The sequence below is a fragment of the Halorhodospira halophila SL1 genome, from assembly GCF_000015585.1.
GTDB lineage: Bacteria > Pseudomonadota > Gammaproteobacteria > Nitrococcales > Halorhodospiraceae > Halorhodospira > Halorhodospira halophila.
In genome coordinates this window covers 1,724,044-1,746,540 of sequence record NC_008789.1, presented here as the reverse complement: position 1 = coordinate 1,746,540, position 22,497 = coordinate 1,724,044, and the positions used below count along the sequence as shown (strand labels likewise).

The following is a 22,497-nucleotide window of genomic DNA, read 5'->3' as shown; positions in this document are numbered from 1 at the left end:
AATGGCTGAGTATCAGAATATCTTTACCCGTGTTCAGGTCCGGGGCCCGACGGATCCGGGCGTAGAGCTCCCGGCCGCCGACTGGCCGCGGACCAAGGGGTCGACGCACTCCTGGTTGCTCGGGAAGATCGGCGACGCACAGGTCGGCCCGATCTACCTCGGCACCACCGGTGTGATGTCGATCCTCTTCGGTCTCCTGTCCATCGTCATCATTGGCATGAACATGCTGGCGTCCGTGGACTGGAGCCCGATTGAGTGGATTCGTCAGTTCTTCTGGGTGGCGCTGGAGCCGCCGCCGCCGGAGTACGGCCTTAGCCTCCCGCCGCTTAACGACGGTGGCTGGTGGCTGATCGCCGGCTTCACGCTGACCCTGTCGATCCTGCTGTGGTGGGTGCGGACCTATAACCGGGCGCGTGCGCTCGGGCTGGGGACGCACGTGGCTTGGGCCTTCGCTGCTGCGATCTTCCTGTTCCTCGCCATCGGCTTCATCTGGCCGGTGCTGATGGGCAGCTGGGCGAAGAGCGTGCCGTTCGGCATCTTCCCGCACCTCGATTGGACCACGGCCTTCTCGCTGCGGTACGGGAACCTCTACTACAACCCGTTCCACATGCTGTCGATCGTGTTCCTGTTCGGCTCGGCTCTGCTGTTCGCGATGCACGGCGCCACCATTCTGGCGGCGGGTCGCTACAACGCGGAGCGTGAGATCGATCAGATCACTGACCGCGGTACCGCTGCGGAGCGTTCGGCGCTGTTCTGGCGCTGGACCATGGGCTTCAACGCCACGATGGAGTCCATCCACCGGTGGGGTTACTGGTTCGCCATCCTCTGCGTGATTACGGGTGGCATCGGTATCCTGCTGACCGGCACCGTGGTTGAGAACTGGTACCTGTGGGGTGTCCACCACGGCATTGCCCCCGAGTATCCGGAGTTCTTCACACCGGCAGTGGATCCGGCAGCAGGGGGGACGGAGTGATGAGCAGTAAAATGTATCTGAACCGATCCTTGGCAGTTGGTGCCCTGTCCGCCGGCCTCGCGGTCGTCGTGGGGTGCGAGCGCCCCCCGGTGGACTCCGAGCAGAAGGGGTACCGTGGCACCGGCATGGAAGAGGTCACCAACCCGCGGCTGCGGGACGATGACCTCCACCTGGCGCCGGAGGCGGCGGACCCGGTCTCGGCCGAGGGCCCCAAGGCTGGCGAGATCTACCAGAACGTCGAGGTGCTCACCGACCTGAGCGTCGCCGAGTTTACCCGGCTCATGCAGAGCATGACCGACTGGGTGGCGCCGGATGAGGGATGCACTTATTGCCACGACGGCAACGACTTCGCCAGCGAGGAGCTGTACACGTACCAAGTCTCTCGGCAGATGATCGAGATGAATCGGTACGTGAACGCCAACTGGGAAAGCCACATGGATGACACGGGCGTGACCTGCTACACGTGTCACCGTGGCGAGAATCTGCCGGAGGAGAGCTGGTTCGCCGAGCCTGAGCTGGATTTCAACGTCCATGGGCTTGGCAACGACCAGATGCAGAACCTGGCCAGCGAGAAGGTGGGGTTCACCTCGCTGCCGCGGAACGTGTTCGAGCGCTATCTGCTTGGCCACGACGATCTGCGGGTCGAGGGTGACACGATTCTCCCCAACCTGGACGAGTGGGACGTCTCGCTGCAGGACACCGAGGCCTCCTACGGCCTGATGATGCATATGTCCGACGCGACCGGCTCCAACTGCACCACGTGCCACAATACCGGCCGTCTGGGGCAGTGGGACGAGAGCCCGGTGGAGCGGGAGATCTCCTGGCACGGCATCCGGATGACGCGTGACATCAACGCCAACTGGATGGAGCCGCTGGAGGCTGGTCAGCCCGACGTCCGCCTGGGGCCGACTGGTGACATCGCCAAGGTCCAGTGCGCCACCTGCCACTACGGTGAGCAGCTGCCGCTGGACGGGGCCAAGATGGTCGATGACTATCCGGGCCTGATGGGCGAGGAGGACGAGGACTTCGACTTCCTGCAGTTCGGTGATCTCGGCACGGAGGGTCTCCGCGACCGCGACGCCGAGTAAGCGCAGGGATCGAACCGGTGGCCGTTTCGGCCTCCGGGTACCGTCCTTTAAAACGGCGCCTCCGGGCGCCGTTTTTTTGTGCGTTTGTAGACGGAAGTGTACGGTCCGCTGGGGGGGCATGGCGGCGGGTCAGGGAGACGGGGCCATGCAGGCAGGGGGGGTGGGGTTTGAAGCGCCGGGGGCAGTCGCACGGCCCGGGGAGGCCGAAGACTGCCCCGAGGTGGGTTAGCGGACCGGGGCAAGCCCGGTCAGGTGAGCGATGTTCTTGAAGAAGATCCGCATGTGCGCGAGCGGACGAGCGCGAACGAGGCGCTTGTTCATGTAGGCGTCCCAGGTCAGGGCCTGAACGTCGGGGTCGGCGCAGATCCGCACGAAGCGCTCCCGGCGGTTATTGTTGGTGTACCAGAAGCGTTGCATCACCCCTAGAACGCGGAAGACCTGGCCGTGATCCCGGGTGAAGGCCTTCTCGGCTTGGGCGAGGGCAGCGCCGTCCCCGGTGGCGAGGGCCCGCTCCACGGCCTCGGCAGCATACTGGCCGCCGACCATGGCGTAGTAGATCCCCTCGCCGGAGGCTGGGGCCACCGTACCGGCGGCGTCCCCCGCCAGGACCACGTTTCGACCATTGTCCCAGCGCTTGAGGGGGTGCATAGGGATGGGTGCCCCTTCGCGGCGCAGAGTCTTCGCTTGGTCGAGTCCGGCGTCTTGACGCAGCTTCTCCACCGCAGAGCGCAGGGAGAACCCCTTGACCGCGCTGCCGGCGCCGACACTGACGGTGTCGCCGTGGGGGAAGATCCAGCCGTAGAAATCCGGTGAGATCGAGCCGCGGTAGTAAACATCCGCCCGCCGGGGGTCGAAGCGGTCGTCCTCGCCGGCGGCTGGGGCCTCGATAATCTCATGGTAGGCCGCGACCTGGGGGATCTCGGTAGCGCCCTCGATGGCCTGGCGCCCGACGGCGGAGTTGGCGCCATCCGCTCCGATCACCACCCGCGCCCAGACCTGCCGGGTTTCGGCGTCGGCGCCGCCCCGGCCTTGGGCATAGCGGATATACACGCCGCCGTCGCCTTCTTCAAGGTGCTTGAACGTGGCATCGCGACGTTGGGCGCCCGCTTCGGCAGCCCGGCTGCGCAGCCACTCATCAAATACCTCGCGATCGACCATGCCGACATACCCGTCCTGGATCGGCATGTCCACGTGGCGATCCGACGGCGAGACCATGCGGGCGGAGCCCACTGTCGCGCAGATCATGTCGTCCGGGATCTCGAAGTCCTGCACGGCCCGCGGCGGGATCGCACCGCCACACGGTTTAATACGGCCGGGGCGATCGAGGAGCAGTACCTCGTGCCCCTGCTGGGCGAGATGGCGGGCCGCGGTAGCACCTGCAGGGCCACCACCGACCACGGCGACATCGAAGCGCTCGGCGTTCTGCGAATGGTTCATGAGCATCAGCTCCCTGCTGTGGCGGTGCCGTATTTCTGGTCAGTCTCGCGCACGCGGTCCACCCGGGCGGCGAGCCAGGCCGAGACCAGGAAGAGGAGGGCGGCGAGCCCGAAGACCATGGAGTAACCGGCCGTTTCGTCACCGGCCAGATAGCGGATGGCGTCGACGCCCACGGTGCCCAGGAAGCCACCGAGGCCGAAGGCGATCGCCTGTGCCGCGCCCCAGAGGCCGACTCGGACACCCTCCCGTCGCTCCCGGCCTTCGCTGGCTAGACGCATCATGGAGCCGATGGCAGCTACGGCGAAGGCGCCATTGGCCGCCCCCAGGGCCAGCACGGGGAGCCCGACGCGCCAGAGGCCGCTGTCGGAGACGCTCTCCCACCACAGATCCTGCAGCCCGGCGACGACGATCAGGTTGGCCAGGGCAATGGCCGAGGCGATACAGCCGCCGATGGTCCAGGCCCGCAAGCTGCCCAGTTTGCCGCGACCCGCGAGAGCAGCCAGGAGCATGCCGGCGAGGACACCGCCGTTCTGAAAGCCGCCCAGTTGCGTCGATTGCCCCGGGGTCAGGCCGAAGACCAGACCGGCGAAGGGCTCGAGGATCAGATCCTGGGAGTTGTAGGCGAGCATGGAGAAGAACACGAAGATGGTGAATCGCCGTGCCTTCGGTTCGTCCCAGATCTGGCCGAGGGCCTGGAAGAAGGGGGTGGTCGGTGTGTTCGGCGCGTTGTTGCCGACGCTCTGCCGGCCCTCGCCCTCGACGCCCCAGACGGCCACGAAGGCCAGAAGGACCGCCAGGGCGCAGACGACGCTCGTGACAGCCACCAGGCGTTCCATGGAGAAGGGATCGAGGAAGTGCCCGGCGGTGCCGGCGGTTACGGCAAAGCCGGCGATCATCATCACCCAGGTGACCATCGCAGCCGGGGCGCGGCGCTCCGGGGCCACCCGGGTGGCGAGGAGCGCCAGCAATGCGGTGCCGGCGCTGCTGACGCCGGCACCGATCATGAGAAACGCGACCGTTGCCAGCGCAACACCGCCTGCGGTGTTGGTCTCCATCATGGCGGTCGCAAACGAGGCGGTGACACCGCCGGCGGCGAGGACCAGAATCCCGCCGAGGATCCAGGGGGTTCGCCGTCCGCCCACATCGGACCCGTAGCCCAGGCGCGGACGAAGGATCTGCACCGCATAGTGGAAGCCGACCAGCATGCCGGGGAGCATCGCCGGCAGGGCCAGCTCAACGATCATGACGCGATTGAGGGTGGTGGTGGTGAGGACCACCACGGCGCCCAGAGCAGTCTGGACGAGGCCGAGCCGGAGGATCCCCAGCCAGCCGATGTCGGGTGCGCTCATGCGCTGCCTCCGAGCATGCCGCCCAGCGCGAACGCCGAAGCCAGCATACCGAGCACGTAGAGGGTGGTGCCGGTGGCGTTGTACCAGGGGGCGTACGCCTTGGGATCACGCAGCAAGCGGACCATGAGCAGCAACTGAGCGGCGAGCAGGCCACCGACAATCAGGGCGTGCCAGGGTTGATCCCAGGCAAGCAGCAGGCTGATCACTGCCACTTGCGGCAGGGCCATGACCACACAGGCCAGGCGTGCGGCGTTCTGCGCCCCGAGGTGGACGGGCACGGTCTTGAGCCCCATCTGCCGGTCGCCGTCGATCGCCTTGAAATCGTTGAGGGTCATGATGCCGTGGGCGCCGATGCTGTAGAGCAGGGCCACGATCAGGATCCGCCAGTCGGGCAGGCCCGTGGCCATGATCGCCGCGCCGGTGACCCAGGGCAGCCCCTCGTAGGAAAGACCCACGGCGGCATTGCTGATCCAGCCGTTGCGCTTGAGACGCAGCGGTGGTGCGCTGTAGGCCCAGGCCAGAAAGAGGCCGACGCAGGCGGCCAGGAAGACCACCGGTCCGAGGGCCGCTGCGACCAGCAGCGCGAGGCCCGTCGTGGCGATCCCTAGGTAGAGGCCCCATTGCCCGGGCATTCGCCCCGAAGGGATCGGGCGGTCGGGTTCGTTGAGGGCGTCCACGTGGCGGTCGTACCAGTCGTTCACGATCTGGCTGGTACCACAGACCAGCGGACCGGCTAGCAGGACGCCAGCGGCGATCATGAGCCAGTGGATTCCCTCGGGCGCGACACCCGCCGAGATGACGCCGCAAGCGAATGCCCACATCGGCGCGAACCAGGTGATCGGATGCATGATCTCGAACACCGTGGCGAGACGCGGCCGCGTGCGCGCGGACTGAGGATGAGCTGCCCCGGACATGACGGTACAGTAAGGAGGCCTGATCCCTGGCGTCAAGCGGGCGTGACAGTCGGCCGCGCCCATTCGCCGCGCCAGGTCAGAACGCCTCGCCCAGGTTGAAATAGACGGCCAGGCCGTCGCCATCCTCGGCCGCCCCCCGGGCGTACCCGCGGGCGAAGTCGAGACGCAGGTGGATGCCCGCGTCCGGTACGAGCACGTATCGCAGACCGCCGCCGAGGCCGTACTTCAGGTGCTCGGTCGAGGCGTCGGACAGACTCGGGAAGACCTCACCGGCGCCCACGAAGGCGGCACCCTGCCAGCGCCGGGCGATGGGGAATCGCCACTCGGCCTGTCCGGCGAGCAACACGTTGTCGGTGTATCGGCCCTCGTAGAATCCTCGCAGGCTGGTTCCGCCGAGCCGGGGCTGGAAGGGCAGGGGGGCGTCATCGCCGGCGTATTCGCCGACGAACTGCAGCGCTACCGCGTGCCGTTCGCCGATGCCGAGATAGTGGCGGTGGTCGAGCTCCAGGGTGCTGAATGACTGATCGGCCCCGAAGCCTTCGGGGAAGGCCACTGCGGCGAGTTCCGTGCGGCTGCCGGCGGTGGGGAAGAACGGGCCGCTGCGGGTATCCTGGGAGAGGACGGCACCGAGCCCGTGCAGGCGGTTCTCCTCCGGGAGTCGGCGGTCCTCGTAATACGCCTCCACCTCGCCGCCTGCCTCCACGTCTTCCAGGTCGTAACGACCGGCGTCCCAGCGCACACCGGCGTACCAGGGGCCGCCGATCCACCGCTGCAGGCGCAGGCTGTTGCTGCGCCGAAGCGGGGTGTACGACTCTTCGTCAGCCTCGCTGCTGAGGCGGCCCTGCCCGTAGTAATCCCGGGGAAACTCGCTGAGGGTCGTGCTGTTGGCGACCAGCCACCGCCCATCCGCGAAGTAGGCGCGGCCGCTGACGGCGGCCAGATACTGGCGTTCTGCTGTATAGAACCCGACCAGACTGAGCGTGTCGCTGCCCTCGGCACCCGTAGTCAGTGTGCGCTGGCGGAAGGCAACCGCCGTGGCGCCGCCGGCTACGCCGGTCTCCGGGGTGTAGAAGACCAACGGCACGACCACGCCCCCCGGCGAGCCGGCGGACAGGGGGCCGGGCGCGCAGACCAGACCGATGACCAGAGCAGCCAGGAGGCGGCGAGCGCGGTGCGCCATGGGGTCTCCGTCGGCGATGGATGGCAGCAACCACGGCCACTATAGCCCCCGAGGTGCGCCCGCCGGAAGGCCGCACCGGGGTCACGGGCTGGCGGCCTCAGGCCGGGGTGTCGGTGTCTTTGATACCCATCAGGTACAGCGTGCCGTCGAGGCCGAGGGTGGAGATCGATTGCCGTGCGCTCTCCTGGACCACCGGCTTGGCGTGGAAGGCGATCCCAAGCCCGGCCAGGCGCAGCATGGGCAGGTCGTTGGCGCCGTCGCCGACGGCAATGACCTGCTCCAAGGCCAGGCCCTCGTCTTCGGCGATCTTGCGCAGCAACTCGGCCTTGCGCGGCCCATCGACGATCTCGCCTTGCACCCGCCCGGTTAGCCGCCCGTCAACGATCTCCAGGTCGTTGGCGTAGACGTAATCGATGCCCAAGTGCTTTTGCAGGTGGCGCCCGAAGTAGGTGAAGCCGCCGGAGATGATCGCGGTGACGTAGCCGAACGCCTTCAGGGTGCGCATGAGCCGCTCGGCGCCCTCGGTCAGCGTCAGGCTCTGCGCCACCCGCTCCAGGGTGTCTTCGGGCAGCCCCTCCAGGAGCTGGACGCGCTGGCGCAAGCTCTCGCGGAAATCGATCTCGCCGCGCATGGCCTGTTCGGTGACCCGCGCGCACTCGTCGCCAACGCCGGCCGCCTTGGCCATCTCGTCGATGACCTCCTGCTGGATGAGCGTCGAGTCCATATCGAAGGCGACCATGCGCCGGTTGCGCCGGTACAGATTGTCTTCCTGGAAGCTGATGTCGATCCCGAGGTGCTGGGAGATCTCCATGAAGTCCCGCTTCATAACATCGGTGTCGACGGGCTGACCGCGCACCGTTAGCTCCACGCACGCTCGTGACCGGCGCCCCTCGAGGTGCAGCGGGCGGCGCCCGGAGAGGCGCACGATGTCCTCAATGTTCAGCCCCTGGGCCGTGACCACGCTGGAGATGCGGGCAATCTGTTCGGCGCTCACGCTGCGGCCGAGCAGGGTGATGATGTGCCGCGGTTTGCCGGCGCCGCGCACCCAATGTTCGTACTGCTCCTGCGCCACCGGGGTAAAGCGCACCTGCATCCCCGCGTCGTGGAGGTGGAAGAGCACATCCTTGAGCACCGGGGAGACGTCCTTCTGCTCGGGGACCTCGATCAGGATGCCGAGGGACAGGGTGTCGTGGATCATGGCCTGCCCGATGTCCAGGATGTCGACGTCGTACTCGGCCAGGATGCCCATCAGCGAAGAGGTCAGTCCGGGCTGATCCTCGCCGGACACGTTGATCAGGATGATCTCGCTCATAGCGTCTACCATTCCGGGGTGAGCGCGTCATTGTAGGGGATCTGGCCCCGACGGTGGTGGACACCCGCGGCTCTTGTCGAATCGGAGGGAGCGTCGCAGACTACACCACTTGCGCGACCTTTTCCCTGATGGCTGGTGAGGAAATCGCACGTGACGCATATTGAAAAGCGGCTGAGGCAGGTGCTTCACCGGGCGCAGCGGATTGTCGCCCTGACCGGAGCCGGCATCTCGGCCGAGAGCGGCGTCCCCACCTTTCGAGATGCGCAGACCGGGTACTGGGAGCAGTTCGACCCCGGCGAACTGGCCACGCCCGAGGCCTTCCGGCGCAATCCCCGTCGAGTCTGGGCGTGGTATGCGCAGCGTCGGCGCCTGGCTGAGCAGGCCCAGCCCAACGCCGGGCACCGCGCCCTCGTCGACTGGGAGCGCCAGCTTGGCGGTCTGCGGGTCGTCACACAAAACGTGGACGGTCTGCACCAGCGCGCTGGTAGCCAGCAGGTTACCGAGCTGCACGGCAATATCCACCGCGATCGTGTCTTCGAGGGAGCGGTGGATGGGGCCAGCGATGCCCCCGAGCTCCCGCGTTGCCCGTGTAGCGGCGGGTTGCTTCGCCCTGATGTGGTCTGGTTCGGCGAGGCTCTGCCTGAAGGCACGGTGGAGGCCGCGGTGGCGGCCGTACGGGAGGCGGACCTGGTGCTGTCCGTCGGCACCTCGTCGCTGGTTCAGCCGGCCGCATCCCTGCCCCTCGAGGCCCTGGAGCGGGACATCCCGGTGCTGGAGGTTAACCGCGAGCCGACGCCGCTGACCCCGGTGGCGGACTGGAGTCTGCGCGGCAGCGCCGGCGAGATCCTGCCGGCGCTGGTCGGCGCGGCGACCGAGGCGGTCTGAGCCTCCCGGTGGGGCGCGGGTATCCGGGGATCTAGAGGAAGGCCCGCGGCACCCGTTCATCCCAGGTCTTGGCGAAGACGCGCAGCCCGTTCTCGTAGGCGTCGAGGGTCGCGTGGATGCGGAAGTGGCCCTCGTCGCAGATGAGCAGGGTGCGGGTTTCGGTGTAGATCGACCAGTCGCCGCGGCGCAGCCGGCGTCGATGGATGACTTCGCCGCTCAGCGAGGTGAAGTCGTCGCCCCGGGCCCGGTACCACTCGTCCGCCGAGCGTTCGATCTCCAGGTCGACGTCTTCCAGGTACGCCCGGCCGTCGTCCTCGATGACGTGCAGCGTCGATTCGTCCCGGGCCAGGTCGCGGGAGACGATCCAGTTGCCGTGGCCGTGTTCCAGGGCCGTCGACGCCGGAGGCGGTGCCGCCTCGGCCTCATCAAAGGCGGGCAGTCCGCGATCCTCTTCTCGCGGCGGTCGCACGGGCAGCTCCAGGTGGCATCGATCCGGGTAGAGGGTGAGGCGCACCGCTTGCGGCGGTGGCCAGGCCAGGGGCCAGTAGGAAGTCGAAACGGCCAGGCGGATGCGGTGGCCGCGCGGGAACGATTGCGCAATATGGTCCAGTGGGACCCGTACCCGTTCGCGCACGCCCGGCTCCAGATACGCGGGTTGGTCGTGCCCGTGGCGGTGGCAGAGGTTGAGGACGCCATAGGTGACGCGGGTGGCCTTGCCGTCCGGCGCCTCGTCGGAGAGCCGCACGGCGACCTGGGCCACTGGCCGGCTGGATTCGAGCTCCAGCTCGACCATCGGCGCACCGAGGATCTCCACCGCCTGTTCCAGCGGTTGTGTATCGAAGATCAGGGCGCCGCCGTCCTCCTCGCGTTGATCGTAGGGTAGGTCGGGGCCGTTGTTGTAGGAGCACCACTTCCCGCCGAACAGCCCCAATGACAGGGGGGACTGGATGGAGACCGGCTTGTCCGCGTCGGTCTCCGGCGGGGCCTCACCGGGCCATTGCATGTGCCGCGGCGAGAGCTGCAACCGGGTCCAGTGGATATTGGGAGAGGGCCAACCCGGTTCGGCCACCCAGCGGCCGGGGCGACTGGCGTACTGGGTGCGCGGGCGCACGCTATCCTGCATCCAGACCCGCAGGGGTGGCTCCTCCAGAATGCCCCGCTCTTCGCCGAGCAGCCATTGATCCCACCAGCGCAAGGCCTCCTGTAGGAAGCCGATCTGCGGGCCGGGCAGCCCCATGTGCGGGTAGATGTGGCTCCAAGGGCCCACCAGTCCCTTACACGGGGCTTGCAGGTTTTCCACCAATCGGAAGACCGGGTTGGGATAGCCGTCCGCCCAGCCGGAGACGATCATCACCGGGACCTGGATGGCGCTGTAGTTTTCGCAGACGGAGCCGTGCCGCCAGTAATCGTCCCGCTGCGGGTGGCTCATCCAGCGTTTCACCCACAGGCCGCTGTCTTCCAGGCGCTGCATCCACATCTCCCGCCAGCGTTCGCCAACGATCTTCGGGTCCGGGGGCATGGAGTTGAAGGCGAGCATCACCGATGCCCACGACAGGTTGTCGTTGAGCAGGCACCCGCCCTTGTAGTGGACATCGTCGGCGTAGCGGTCGTCTGTCGCGGCTACAGCGATCACCGCCTTGAGCTGCGGCGGGCGTCGGGCAGCCACCTGGAGGGCGTTGAAGCCGCCCCAGGAGATACCCATCATGCCCACGTCCCCGGTGCACCAAGGCTGCTCGTCGAGCCAGCTCAGGATGTCCTCAGCGTCCTCCTGCTCCTGGAGCAGGTACTCGTCGGTCAGTACCCCCTCGGAGTCTCCGCTGCCGCGCAGATCAACCCGTACCCCGGCGTGGCCGTGGGCGGCGAAGTAGTGGTGGATCTGGGTGTCGCGCATACGCTTGATATCGCGCTTGCGGTAAGGGATGAACTCGAGCACGGCCGGAACGGGGGTCTGTTCGGCGCCCACTGGTCTCCAGATGCGCGCCGAGAGGCGGGTGCCGTCGCGCATGGGGATCCACTGGTGCTCGATGACCTCGACTTCATTCGGCAGATCATGAACCGCTTTGGCTGCCATTGGGCGCTGCTCCTGTGCGGATGTTCTGCCTTTAATATAGCCCCATGCCTGCGCGGATGGCATCCGGGTGGCTGATCGTCCTATCCACGGTTATGTTGAGGGGATAGGGTGGGGCGAGGTCGCCCCATTCAGGGGTCTGCCTGGCTTTCGAAAAGGGGTGGTGTGTGGCCAAGATCGAGAAGAGTGAGGCGCAGTGGCGGGAAGTGCTCACGCCGGAGCAGTTCGCGGTGACGCGGCAGGGCAGCACCGAGACGCCGTTCAGCGGGGCTTACTACCACTGTGATCGCAGCGGTGTGTACCGCTGCGTTTGCTGCAACTCGGCCCTGTTCTCCTCCCGTACCAAGTTCGAGTCCGGAACCGGCTGGCCGAGTTTCTGGGCGCCCGTCGACGACGACCAGGTGGTCATCCGCGAGGACCGCTCCCTGGGCATGGTGCGCGAGGAGGTGCTCTGTGCGACCTGTGATGCCCACCTGGGGCACGTTTTTGCGGACGGTCCGCCGCCGACTCAGCTGCGCTACTGCATCAATTCGGTGGCACTGCAGCTCGATGAGGAATCCGCCCCGGAGTGATCGCTGCCCGGGCGGGGCCCGACTAGGTTGGTCCTCGGGCGGAGGTGTCCTTGCTGAACAGGGATATGGGCGCGTACCATTTCAGGTCCGCCGGTGTGCGTTCCCCGCGGCGGTCGCGTCGGGCGGCGCGTCCGCCCCGCAGTGTTCGTGGAGCAATCGAGAGGCCGAAGAGCCGTGAGGAAAATGGATACCGCAATCGTTAACCCCCAGGCAGAGACTGAAGCAACCAGCCACCCGCTTGCCGGCAAGACCATGAGTGGCGGGGAGATTATTGTCGAGGTCCTGGCCCAGGAGGGGGTCGATACGCTCTTTGGCTATAGCGGCGGTGCCATCCTTCCTACCTACGACGCCATCTTCAAGTACAACGAGCGTCACCGGAAAGAGCAGGCCGTCGAGGAAGAGGATCCGATCCGGCTGATCGTGCCGGCCAACGAGCAGGGCGCCGGATTCATGGCAGCCGGCTACGCCCGGGCCACCGGCAAGGTCGGCTGCTTCCTGGTGACCTCCGGGCCGGGGGCGACCAACACGGTCACCCCCATCCGCGACTGCATGGCCGATTCGGTGCCGGTGGTGGCCATCACGGGGCAGGTGCCGACGCACGCCATGGGCACGGATGCGTTCCAAGAGGCGCCCATCGTCAACATCATGGGGAGCTGCGCCAAGCACGTCTTCCTGGTGACCGATCCGGAGCAGCTTGAGGCGACCGTGCGGACGGCCTTCGAGGTGGCTCGTTCCGGGCGTCCGGGCCCCGTGGTGGTCGACGTGCCCAAGAACATGCAGAACTGGATCGGGGAGTTCCGCGGCGAGGGGGTGCTGGAGGTGCGCGGCTATCGCCAGCGCATGGAATCCCTCCGCTCCGCCAAGCTCTCCGATCGCAAATGCCGGGCGTTCATGGAGATGCTCGAGCGCTCCCGCCGGCCTCTGCTCTACGTCGGCGGCGGCGTGGTCAGTGGCGAGGCCCACCAGGAGTTGCGCGACTTCGCCCACACCTTCGGGATCCCCGTGGTCAGTACCCTGATGGGCCTGGGGGCGGTGGATACGACCGATGACCTTTACCTGGGCATGCTCGGTATGCACGGCACGGCCTACGCCAACTACGCCGTGGAGGACTGTGATTTCCTCATCGCGGTCGGTGCCCGTTTCGATGACCGGGTCGCCGGTAAGGTGGAGGAGTTCGCGCCGCTGGCCGAGCAGATCGCCCACATCGACATCGATGCTGCTGAGATCGGCAAGGTCAAGGGCGTCGACTGGGCGCATGTCGGCGAGGCCGGGCGCAGCCTGCGCCAGCTGTTGCGCTACGGCGAATCCATGGGCTTCGAGCCCCGCTTCGATGCCTGGCTTGAGCACGTGCGCGGGCTGCGTGAGCGCCACCCCATGGATTACGACCGCGACAGCGCGCTGATCCAGCCCCACTACGTGCTCGAAAAACTCAACGAACTGACTGCCGGCGAGGCGATCATTGCCACCGGCGTCGGGCAGCACCAGATGTGGGCGGCACAGTACTGCGACTTCCGCGGTCCGCGGCAGTGGCTCACCTCCGGCGGACTCGGCACCATGGGCTTCGGGCTGCCAGCGGCCATCGGCGCCTACCTGGGGCGTCCGGACCGGGTGGTCATCGACGTCGATGGCGACGGTTCGCTGCGAATGAACCTCGGTGAGCTAGAGACAGCCACAACCTACAACCTGCCGGTCAAGATCCTGTCGCTGAACAACGTCGGCGACGGCATGGTCCGGCAGTGGCAGAAGCTCTACTTCGGGGATCGCTTCTCCGGGTCGGACAAGTCACTGCACCGCAAGGACTTCATCAAGGCGGCCGAGGCCGATGGCTACGAATTTGCCCGCCGCGTCGCGGACAAGGAGGAACTCGAGGAGGCCCTGCGCGCGTTTGTCGAGTTCCCTGGGCCCGCCTTCCTGGAGGTTATGATCGATCCGGATGCGGGGGTCTTCCCGATGGTCGGTCCGGGCAGCAGCTACAAGGAGATGGTCACCGGCGATCACATCCCGAGCCGGGATATGGCCCTGCGCCCGCGTACCAAGCTCGAGGACGGCGAGTCGCCGGATCTGTTCTGAGCAGCCGTCCGGGGTCGGGTCTGTGGGCGGCGATTCGGCGCCGCACGGGGTAGCGCGGCTGGCCGGTGTCTTCCTGGGGGTGTCCCTGGACGGCGAGGGGTGTGTCGCCCGTATCCGGATCTCGTTACGGCTGCCTACGGCCGCGTCCGGGCCGGCCGACCGGCAGGTGCACGACGTGGTGCGCTGTCTGGAGGCCTGGGAGCGGGATCCGTTGGCTCCGGCGCGGCTCCCCCGGGCACCGGCTGCTTCCCCGTTTCAGGCCCGCCTGAGAGAGGCGCTGCTGGCCTTGGAGCCGGGGCAGACGGTTTCCTATGGGGAGCTGGCTCGGCATCTGGGCACATCCCCTCGGGCGGTCGGCGCCGGGTGTCGCGCCAATCCGCTGCCCCTGCTGGTCCCGTGCCATCGAGTGGTCGGGAGCCGGGGCGCCGGCGGCTATGCCGGTACGGCCGGAGGCAGTCTGACCCGGTTCAAGGCGTGGCTGCTGGCGCAGGAACAGCGATGATCGCCCTCCCGCGGACCCTCCCCTTGAAAAGCCGGTCAGGCGTTCCCACATCCGGTCGACACAACCCGCCGCCGGGATCCGGCGAGCGAGCCCACGTGTTCAACGAGAGGAGCAGGGGATCCCATCCATGAGCGCAGATACGCAGAGCGAGACCCTCGAATTCCAGGCCGAGGTTCAGCAGCTGCTGAGCCTGATGATTCACTCGGTGTACTCGAACCGGGAGGTCTTCCTCCGCGAGCTCATCTCCAACGCCTCGGATGCCATCGATAAGCTGCGCTTCGAGGCGCTTCAGCAGGAATCCCTCTACGAAGACGATCCGGAACTCAAGATCCGCGTCGAGGCCGATCCAGAGGCCCGCACCGTCACCGTGATCGACAACGGCATCGGCATGAGTCGCGAGGATGTGATCGAAAACCTCGGGACCATCGCCCACTCGGGGACCCGCCGTTTCCTTGAGCAGCTGACGGGTGATCAGCACAAGGATGCGCAGCTGATCGGCCAGTTCGGTGTCGGATTTTATTCGGCCTTTGTGGTCGCCGACCGGGTTGAGGTCTACACCCGCAAGGCCGGCGCCGCTGCAGCTGAGGGCGTGCGCTGGAGTTCTGATGGCCAGGGGGCCTACACCGTCGACACCGTCGAGCGCGCCGAGCGCGGCACCGCCGTGGTGCTGCACCTCCCCGAGGCGCAGCAGGAGTTCTGCGACGACATGCGCCTGCGCCAGATCATCCGCAAGTACTCCGACCATATCTCGGTCCCCATCGAGATGCCGGTGCGCAACGCGGACCAGGGTGATGACGCGGACAGTGAGGCCGAGGCCCCGCAGTGGGAGATCGTCAACCGCGCCTCGGCGCTGTGGATGCGGCCGAAGAGCGAGATCTCCGAGGAAGATTATCAAGAGCTGTACAAGCACGTCGCCCACGACTTCGACGATCCCCTGACCTGGATCCACAACCATGTCGAGGGGCGCCAGTCCTATGTCTCGTTGCTCTACATCCCCAAGCGCCCTCCGTTCGATCTCTACGAGCAGAAGCCGGCCCACGGGGTCAAGCTCTATGTGCGGCGCGTCTTCATCACCGAGGATACGGAGCACCTGCTGCCGCGCTACCTGCGTTTCGTCCGGGGCGTCATCGACTCGGACGATCTGCCGCTGAACATCTCCCGGGAGATGTTGCAGCACAACCCGATGATCAGCTCGCTGCGTTCGGCCTCGGTCAAGCGCATCCTCGACCGGCTCGAGTGCATGGCGAAGAACGAGCCGGAGGACTACGCCACCTTCTGGCAGGCCTTTGGGCGGGTCTTCAAGGAGGGCATCGCCGAGGATCCGGGCAACCGGGAGCGCATCGCGCGGCTGCTGCGCTTCTCCTCGACCCACGAAGAGAAGGAGACGCCGGACGTCAGTCTGGACGACTACGTCGCCCGGATGAAGGACGGCCAGGAGAAGATCTACTACGTAACGGCGGAGAGCTTCAACGCCGCGCGGAATAGCCCGCATCTGGAGATCTTCCGTCGCCACGGCATCGAGGTCCTGCTGCTCCCGGATCCCGTCGACGAGTGGTTGGTGGCCCATCTGCACGAGTACGATGGCAAGCAGCTGGCGTCGGTGGCCAAGGGTGAGCTCGATCTGGAGGCCCTCGGCGAAGAGGACGACAAGCAGGCGCGGCAGGAGAAGGAGCAGGCCTACGAAGACCTCTGTAAGCGTCTGGGTGAGACCCTGGGTGAGCGGGTCAGCGAGGTCCGGGTCAGCCACCGCCTGACCGATTCGCCGGCCTGCCTGGTCGTCGGCGAGTACGATTTCGGCATGGGCATGCAGCGCCTGTTGCAGGCTGCCGGGCATCAGCTTCCTGCAGGTCAACCGGCGCTGGAGGTTAATCCGGATCACTCCGTGATTGAGCGATTGGCGACGGAGTCGGGACAGCGCTTCGAAGACTGGGCCTTGACGCTCTACGAGCAGTCGCTGCTCGCCGAGGGAGGGCAGCTGGAGGATCCAGCCGCGTATGTCCGACGTGTTAATAACCTCCTGGCTGGCTAGGGGAGTGTGAGGATGGCATCGAGACCTCCGGACGAGCCGTCGACGGCGGCCTTTGAACTCAAGGGCCGCATGGCGACGCTGACCGTGGTCCGGGTCCTGACCACCGATGTCGATGCCCTGATCGGGCAGCTGACCGAAAAGCTTGAGGAAGCGCCCCGTCTGCTGCGTGGGGCGCCGATGATCCTCGATCTGGAAGGGGTTGACGGCGGTGGACTAGATCTGCAGCGTCTGACCCGCGAGATGCGGGCCCTGGGTGCGGCCCCGGTCGCGGTGCGCGGCAACGGCGTGGCTTCCACCCGGCTGGGAGAGGCCGGACTCGGGGTATTGCCGGCCGACGAGGATCGGGAAGCCGCCGGGCAGGGCAGCAGCCGCGCTGCACGGCGCGAGGCCCCTGCCGCCGCACCGCCGGCCGGGCCTGCACCCACGCGAGTGATCGAGAACCCCGTGCGTTCGGGGCAGCAGATCTACGCCCGCGGGGGGAGCCTGGTGGTGCTCGGTTCCGTGGGGCCGGGCGCCGAGATTCTGGCCGATGGCGACGTCCACATCTATGGTGCGCTGCGAGGCCGCGCGCTGGCCGGGGTGCAAGGCAACGGCGGGGCGAGTATCTTTTGTCTGGGGCTGGAAGCAGAGCTGGTCTCCGTGGCCGGAGAATACCAGGTCAGTGAGCGCTTCGCCGCCGAGCTGAATGGGCGCCCGGCTCGCGTCTACCTGGACGAGCACTCGGGCCTTTGCATCGAGGCTTTCGGAAAATCGTAATCACGACGGGGGAGCACGCGTGTCGAGGATTGTCGTCATAACATCGGGCAAGGGCGGGGTCGGCAAGACGACCACAGCGGCCTCGCTGGCGGCCGGGCTCGCCAAGGCCGGTCATCGGACCGCAGTGATCGATTTCGACGTCGGGCTGCGCAATCTGGATCTGGTGATGGGGTGCGAGCGCCGGGTGGTGTTCGATTTCGTCAACGTCATCAATGGGGACGCCCGGCTGAACCAGGCCCTGATCAAGGACAAGCGCCTTTCGAACCTGTCGATCCTGCCGGCGTCGCAGACGCGCGACAAGGACGCGCTGACCGCCGACGGGGTGGAGCGCGTGCTGGAAGAGCTGCGTTCGGAGTTCGATTACATCATCTGTGATTCGCCGGCTGGTATCGAACGCGGGGCGCACCTTGCTTCGTACCACGCGGACGACGCGATTGTAGTGACCAACCCGGAGGTCTCCTCGGTACGCGACTCGGATCGCGTGTTGGGGCTGCTGGCCAGCCGGACACGCCGGGCTGAGCAGGGGGATGACCCGGTCCGGGAACACCTGCTGCTGACCCGGTACGATCCGCATCGGGTGAAGAAGGGTGACATGCTCAGCGTCGAGGATGTCCAGGAAATCCTCGCCATCAACCTGCTCGGTGTGATCCCCGAGTCCCAGGCGGTGCTCAATGCCTCGAACGCCGGGATCCCGGTGGTCCTAGAAGAGGAAGAAGACGCCGGGCAGGCCTACGACGACGCCATCGCTCGCTTCTTGGGCGAGGATCGGCCCCACCGGTTCCTGCAGGCCGAGCGTCGGGGGCTGTTCGGCCGGATGTTTGGAGGTTAATCAAGGTTATGGGGATCGCCGACTACTTTCGTGAGCGGCGGCGGAGCCGGCGCGGCAGCGCCAGCGTCGCCAAGGAGCGGCTGCAGATCATCGTCTCCCACGAGCGAGCGGAGCGGGGTGGGCCGGATTACCTGCCCATGCTCCGCCAGGAGCTGCTCGAGGTGGTGCGCCGTTATGTGACGGTGGATCCGGACGCGGTTCGGGTGGACGTGGAGCGCGATGGACCACACGAGGTTCTGGAGCTGAACATCACCCTCCCGGAGCGTGAGGAGGAAGGGGCGCAGCGCTGACGGCGGCTGCGCCGTTTTGCCCGAAGCCTCAAAGCTCTAGCTAGCGTCTGGCCTGCAGGCAATCACCTGCCCTGTCGTGCTGCTACAGGCTGCTGCTTTGCTGCGTGACGTCGACTTCCAGCCTCAGCTGGTCCCCGGGATGTAGATAAGAGCCTTCCGAAATCCCGTTCCAGTGCTTGATATCCCGCACATCGACATTGAAGCGTTGGGCGATGCGGGCTAGGGAGTCGCCCTGGCGGACGGTGTAGGTGACCGACTGGGTGCGGTCGCTAGGGCCGCCGGAGGCCTGCATGGCGTCTCCTTCCACCCAGACCACGAGCTCCTGGCTGCGGCGCAGGGTATCGCCGGGTGCCATGCCGTTCCAGCGTGCCAGCTCCTTGACGCCGACGCTGTAGGTGCGGGCGATGTCCCACAGGGTCTCGCCGGCCTGAACGGTGTGCTCACGCCGCTCACCCTGGCGCTCGCGGTTTTGCAGGGCCTGCAGGCGGTTGGCCGCGCTCAGTGAGTATTCGCTGGGTGGGCGGCTCGAGACCGGGACGTAGAGGTGGTCGCCGGCGCGAACCGTGTCATCGCGAAGCCCGTTGATATCCCGCAGTAGATCCACCGTGACGTTGTGCTGGTTGGCGACGTGGGTCAGGGTCTCGCCAGAGTTGACCTCGTGGCGCCGCCACTCCACAAAGTCCTCCGGATCCATGGAGGCGAGCTCCTGTTGGAACCGGTCGGCGTTCTCCTTGGGCAGCACGAGCCGGTGCGGCCCCTCGGGCGCGGTCGCCCAGCGGTTGAGCCCGGGGTTGAGGATGTAGAGCCGGTCGATGGACAGATCAGCGAGTTCTGCGGCCAGGGCGAGGTCGATCTGGCGGTCGGCCTCGACCACGCGGATACGTGGTTGATTCGGGATGTTGGGCAGGGCGACCTGATGGGCCTCGGGGTCCTGGAGGATGTCCCGGATCGCCAGGATGCGCGGAACATAGCGCATGGTCTCGGCGGGGAGTTGCAGGTTCCAGTAGTTGGGATCCTTCCCCTCGGCTCGGGCCCGTTGTATGGCAGCGCGCACATTGCCCTGGCCAGCGTTGTAGGCGGCCATGGCGAGCAGCCAGTCACCGTCGAACGCTTCGTTGAGCCGCTCCAGGTAGTCCAGGGCGGCGTCGGTGGAGGCGATCAGATCCCGCCGTCCGTCGTACCAGTAGTTCATGTCCAGGCCGAAGAAACGGCCCGTGCTCGGGATGAACTGCCAGATACCGGCCGCGCGGCCGTGGGAGTACGCGAAGGGGCGGAATCCGCTTTCGACGATGGCTAGAGCGATCAGCTCGGCAGGCAGATCGCGCTCTTCCAGTTCGTCCAGGATGTAGTAGAGATACGGCTCGGCACGACGGCCAACGGCGTCGAAATAGGCGTCCCGCCCGGAGAAGAGTTCGAGCTCCCGTTCGACCCGGTCGTTCTCGTAGGTACCCAGCTGGAAGGATTGCCGCATCCGGTCCCATACTTCGAGGGGGTAGTCGGGCACGGTCTGTGTGTAGTGTCCGGGCTGATACTCGTAATCCGGTGCCAGATCGAACGGCCGCCCCAGCCCGGTTTCCAGGGTCTCGGTATCGAGATCCTGGACCCACACCGGTACGTCGCGCCCGTTCCGCTCCGGGCCGTGTAGATCGTGGACAAAGGTGCGTGAATCAAAGCTTGTGCAGGCGGTGACAGAAAGAGCGGTCAACGCTCCGGCAGCTGTCCGTTTCACGTCCACGGTTATGCCCCCAAGTCAGGGTTGTTGTTCTTGGTCGCTCGATGCCGGTGGCGGCCGAGTTTCAGGTCGTGTCTTTCCAGCGCCGCAGCGTGGCGAAGACCTCGTACGCCTGATCCAGATCCCTGCCGCACCAGTCCTGGGCAGCCCGGCGAAGCTCGGGGCAATCGGTCCGAAGGAAGGGATTGGTCGCCAGCTCTTCGGCCAGGGTGGACGGGACGGTTGGCTGTCCCGCGGCGCGAGCGTCGCGCGCCGCCTGGAGTCGTTGTGCGAGCCGATCATTCTTCGGGTCAGCACAGTGGGCGAATTCCAGGTTCTTGACCGTGTACTCGTGGCCACAGCAGACCCGCGTGTCGGCCGGGAGTGCGGCCAGATGCTGCAGTGAGGCGTGCATCTGCCCGGCGGTCCCCTCGAAGACCCGGCCGCACCCCCCGGCGAAGAGGGCGTCGCCGCTGAACAGGTGGCCTTCCCAGAGGTACGCGATGTGCCCCGCCGTATGGCCAGGGCAGTCTAGCACCCGGAATTCGCCGAAGCCCTCCAGGGAGAAGTGCTCCCCGCCGGTGATCGGGTGATCCACGGTGGGGATCGTCTCGGTGGCCGGGCCGAAGACCGGTACCCGGTGTCGCTCGGCGAGTTCCGCTACACCTCCGGTATGGTCCCCATGGTGGTGGGTGACCAGGACCGCCGCGAGCCGCAGCTGGTGGTCATGCAGCCACGCCTCGACGACGGCCGCGTCGCCGGGGTCGACCGCGAACGCGGTGGTGCCCGAGGCGTCCCGAGCCATCCAGATGTAGTTATCGGCGAGTGCCGCGAGGGGATCGGCGCTAGTCATCGCCGGGCATCGTACCGTGTCAAGCCTGCGCGGCAAACCCCCGACGGGGTGTTCCCACGTGGCTGCGGTGGTGGGTGGGTGAGTTCGGTGCGGCGCTCGGGTAAGGTTGGGCGGGGAGCGTCTAAAACGGGGGGCGCATGCAACACCTTCACGCCTGGTACGGCACGCCCCTGGGGCAGCGGGTCGGCCGTGCCGAACAAAGCGCGGTGGCCGATTCCCTGGCGCACTTGGGGATTGGGGACGTGCTATGTCTGGGCCCGGTGGCCGCTCCCCTGCCCTTGGCACCGACCGTTCGCCAGTGGCGGGTCGGAGCTGGACGGGACCTTGTGGCGGCCCCGCAGCAGCTGCCTTTCCGCGGTCAGAGCATCGATGCCCTGATCCTCAGCCACGTCCTTGAGTTCAATGCGGAGCCGGGGGCCGTGTTATCCGAGGCCTATCAGGTGTTGGCTCCGGAAGGCCGACTGATGGTCCTGACCTTCAACCCCCTGGGGCTGTGGGGGGCACGTCGGTTGTGGGGGCGGTGGCGCTCGGCCCCGGTACCCTGGGGCGGCCGCCAGTGGCTTGCCTCCACCGTCGGGGTGCATCTGCGACGCTGCGGCTTTGAGACCGTGGCTCGGCACGATCTCTGTTTTCGGCCACCTATCCAGGGAGAGCGCCTGCAAAAGCGTCTGGATCCATGGGAGGATAGGCTCCGCCGGCTCGGCCGCTTCGCCGCCGGCGTACAGATCACCGTAGCGATCCGGCGTGAGCCAGGGTCACTGCGAGGGAAAACCCGGGTCGAGCGCTTAGGTCGAGGCGTCCCCGTCGGGGCTGCGCACCCGGTGGGCCGGATCTGCGCGCAGGCCCAGAAGCGAGGAGGTAGTGCGTGACCGAGCAGCGCGGCGTGGTGGAGGCATTCACGGATGGGGCCTGTCGAGGTAATCCGGGCCCCGGAGGGTGGGGCGTGCTGCTACGCTACGGCGAGCATGAGCGAGAGCTCTACGGTGGGGAGCCGGAGACCACCAACAACCGCATGGAACTAACCGCGGCGATCCGCGCCCTGGAGGCCTTGGATCGGCCCTGCCGGGTGGTGCTGACCACCGACTCCCAGTACGTACGTCGCGGGATCACCGAGTGGCTGGAGGGCTGGAAGCGCCGGGGCTGGCGCACCGCATCGCGCAAGCCGGTGCTCAACCAGGACCTGTGGCAACGGCTCGATGAGCTGGCCGCGTACCACCAGGTCGACTGGCACTGGGTGCGTGGCCACGCCGGTCATGCGGAGAATGAGCGTGCCGATGCTCTGGCCAACCAGGGGATCGACGAGCTGGTTGCCTAGGCTCGCTGCCCGTCCCTGGCGGGCCTGGGATAGAATCGGGACGGCCAACCTAGAACCTGAAACAAATCGGAGAGTAGCGCATGAACAAAGCCGATCTGGCTGAAAAGGTCGCAGCCGAAACCGGGGTCTCCAAGCGTGTCGCAACGGACGCGGTGAGTGCTGTTTTCACGGGCATCGAGGAGAGCCTGGCCAGCGGGGAGGATGTCTCGATCCCCGGTTTTGGCAAGTTTGCCGTGGTCGCCCGCCCCGAGCGGCAGGGCCGCAACCCGCAGACGGGCGAACTGATCGACATTCCCGCCGGCATGAACGTCCGGTTCAAGCCGGGCGCGCCGCTCAAGCGCTCCGTGGATCAGTAGCAGGAGGC

The 22,497-nt window shown here is 66.9% G+C and carries 21 protein-coding genes; 13 read left to right on the top strand and 8 right to left on the bottom strand.

What is annotated here, in order from left to right:
- The first annotated feature begins 1 nt into the window (after position 1).
- Both pufM and pufC read left to right on the top strand, forming a co-directional pair.
- On the top strand, positions 2–973 hold the full coding sequence (pufM, locus tag HHAL_RS08070) for a photosynthetic reaction center subunit M (RefSeq protein ID WP_011814390.1): 972 nt from the start codon (positions 2–4) through the stop codon (positions 971–973).
- A complete protein-coding gene (gene pufC, locus HHAL_RS08065; RefSeq protein WP_011814389.1) occupies positions 973–2,061 on the top strand; it encodes a photosynthetic reaction center cytochrome PufC in 1,089 nt (362 codons plus the stop codon). The genes pufM and pufC overlap by 1 nt, the downstream gene beginning before the upstream one ends.
- 225 nt (positions 2,062–2,286) lie before the next feature.
- On the opposite strand, the gene HHAL_RS08060 is transcribed toward pufC, so the two are convergent.
- From HHAL_RS08060 to serB, 5 genes are all read right to left on the bottom strand, one after another.
- A complete protein-coding gene (locus HHAL_RS08060) occupies positions 2,287–3,504 on the bottom strand; it encodes a geranylgeranyl diphosphate reductase (protein ID WP_011814388.1) in 1,218 nt (405 codons plus the stop codon).
- Positions 3,504–4,847 (bottom strand): BCD family MFS transporter, encoded by a 1,344-nt coding sequence (locus HHAL_RS08055; RefSeq protein ID WP_011814387.1) that lies wholly within the window; start codon positions 4,845–4,847, stop codon positions 3,504–3,506. The genes HHAL_RS08060 and HHAL_RS08055 overlap by 1 nt, the downstream gene beginning before the upstream one ends.
- The gene (gene chlG / locus HHAL_RS08050) at positions 4,844–5,761 is read right to left on the bottom strand and encodes a chlorophyll synthase ChlG (RefSeq protein ID WP_011814386.1); all 918 of its coding nucleotides are present in this window, start codon (positions 5,759–5,761) and stop codon (positions 4,844–4,846) included. Before chlG ends, HHAL_RS08055 begins: the two co-directional genes overlap by 4 nt.
- A 76-nt stretch (positions 5,762–5,837) precedes the next feature.
- The gene (locus tag HHAL_RS12695) at positions 5,838–6,941 is read right to left on the bottom strand and encodes a BamA/TamA family outer membrane protein (protein ID WP_011814385.1); all 1,104 of its coding nucleotides are present in this window, start codon (positions 6,939–6,941) and stop codon (positions 5,838–5,840) included.
- 97 nt (positions 6,942–7,038) lie between these two features.
- Positions 7,039–8,253 (bottom strand): phosphoserine phosphatase SerB, encoded by a 1,215-nt coding sequence (gene serB / locus HHAL_RS08035; RefSeq protein ID WP_041595115.1) that lies wholly within the window; start codon positions 8,251–8,253, stop codon positions 7,039–7,041.
- A gap of 150 nt (positions 8,254–8,403) precedes the next feature.
- Between serB and HHAL_RS08030 the strand changes: the two genes are divergently transcribed.
- Complete coding sequence (locus tag HHAL_RS08030) at positions 8,404–9,138, top strand: SIR2 family NAD-dependent protein deacylase (protein ID WP_011814383.1); 735 nt, start codon at positions 8,404–8,406, stop codon at positions 9,136–9,138.
- Between the two features lie 31 nt (positions 9,139–9,169).
- On the opposite strand, the gene HHAL_RS08025 is transcribed toward HHAL_RS08030, so the two are convergent.
- Positions 9,170–11,209, bottom strand: coding sequence for a CocE/NonD family hydrolase (locus HHAL_RS08025; protein ID WP_011814382.1), 2,040 nt, complete (start codon positions 11,207–11,209; stop codon positions 9,170–9,172).
- 164 nt (positions 11,210–11,373) lie between these two features.
- Between HHAL_RS08025 and msrB the strand changes: the two genes are divergently transcribed.
- The 7 genes from msrB (at position 11,374) to minE (ending at position 18,254) form a co-directional block, all read left to right on the top strand.
- Positions 11,374–11,778 carry a peptide-methionine (R)-S-oxide reductase MsrB gene (gene msrB, locus HHAL_RS08020; protein ID WP_011814381.1) on the top strand — a complete coding sequence of 135 codons (405 nt, stop codon included), beginning with the start codon at positions 11,374–11,376 and terminating at the stop codon, positions 11,776–11,778.
- Positions 11,779–11,961: 183 nt separating this feature from the next.
- Positions 11,962–13,848, top strand: coding sequence for a biosynthetic-type acetolactate synthase large subunit (ilvB, locus tag HHAL_RS08015; RefSeq protein ID WP_011814380.1), 1,887 nt, complete (start codon positions 11,962–11,964; stop codon positions 13,846–13,848).
- Between the two features lie 22 nt (positions 13,849–13,870).
- Entirely contained in the window at positions 13,871–14,350 is a 480-nt protein-coding gene (locus HHAL_RS08010) for a methylated-DNA--[protein]-cysteine S-methyltransferase (RefSeq protein ID WP_011814379.1), read from the top strand.
- A gap of 127 nt (positions 14,351–14,477) precedes the next feature.
- The gene (htpG, locus tag HHAL_RS08005; RefSeq protein ID WP_011814378.1) at positions 14,478–16,379 is read left to right on the top strand and encodes a molecular chaperone HtpG; all 1,902 of its coding nucleotides are present in this window, start codon (positions 14,478–14,480) and stop codon (positions 16,377–16,379) included.
- A gap of 12 nt (positions 16,380–16,391) precedes the next feature.
- Positions 16,392–17,135 carry a septum site-determining protein MinC gene (gene minC / locus HHAL_RS08000; RefSeq protein ID WP_011814377.1) on the top strand — a complete coding sequence of 248 codons (744 nt, stop codon included), beginning with the start codon at positions 16,392–16,394 and terminating at the stop codon, positions 17,133–17,135.
- A 19-nt stretch (positions 17,136–17,154) separates the two neighbouring features.
- Positions 17,155–17,964, top strand: a complete 810-nt coding sequence (gene minD, locus HHAL_RS07995) for a septum site-determining protein MinD (RefSeq protein WP_011814376.1) — start codon at positions 17,155–17,157, stop codon at positions 17,962–17,964.
- Between the two features lie 8 nt (positions 17,965–17,972).
- Positions 17,973–18,254 carry a cell division topological specificity factor MinE gene (gene minE, locus HHAL_RS07990; protein WP_011814375.1) on the top strand — a complete coding sequence of 94 codons (282 nt, stop codon included), beginning with the start codon at positions 17,973–17,975 and terminating at the stop codon, positions 18,252–18,254.
- Positions 18,255–18,336: 82 nt separating this feature from the next.
- Here minE and HHAL_RS07985 read toward each other — a convergent pair whose 3' ends face one another.
- Together HHAL_RS07985 and gloB are read right to left on the bottom strand one after the other, a co-directional pair.
- The gene (locus tag HHAL_RS07985) at positions 18,337–19,863 is read right to left on the bottom strand and encodes a lytic transglycosylase (protein ID WP_144446121.1); all 1,527 of its coding nucleotides are present in this window, start codon (positions 19,861–19,863) and stop codon (positions 18,337–18,339) included.
- A 187-nt stretch (positions 19,864–20,050) separates the two neighbouring features.
- Entirely contained in the window at positions 20,051–20,818 is a 768-nt protein-coding gene (gloB, locus tag HHAL_RS07980) for a hydroxyacylglutathione hydrolase (RefSeq protein ID WP_011814373.1), read from the bottom strand.
- Between the two features lie 137 nt (positions 20,819–20,955).
- On the opposite strand from gloB, the gene HHAL_RS12690 reads away from it, so the two are divergent.
- The 3 genes from HHAL_RS12690 to HHAL_RS07965 all read left to right on the top strand — a co-directional run bounded on the left by HHAL_RS12690 (position 20,956) and on the right by HHAL_RS07965 (position 22,489).
- Positions 20,956–21,687: a class I SAM-dependent methyltransferase gene (locus tag HHAL_RS12690; protein ID WP_011814372.1), complete on the top strand. Its 732-nt coding sequence runs from the start codon at positions 20,956–20,958 to the stop codon at positions 21,685–21,687.
- Complete coding sequence (rnhA, locus tag HHAL_RS07970; RefSeq protein WP_011814371.1) at positions 21,684–22,133, top strand: ribonuclease HI; 450 nt, start codon at positions 21,684–21,686, stop codon at positions 22,131–22,133. Before HHAL_RS12690 ends, rnhA begins: the two co-directional genes overlap by 4 nt.
- 80 nt (positions 22,134–22,213) lie before the next feature.
- Positions 22,214–22,489: an HU family DNA-binding protein gene (locus tag HHAL_RS07965; RefSeq protein WP_011814370.1), complete on the top strand. Its 276-nt coding sequence runs from the start codon at positions 22,214–22,216 to the stop codon at positions 22,487–22,489.
- Positions 22,490–22,497 lie beyond the last annotated feature (8 nt).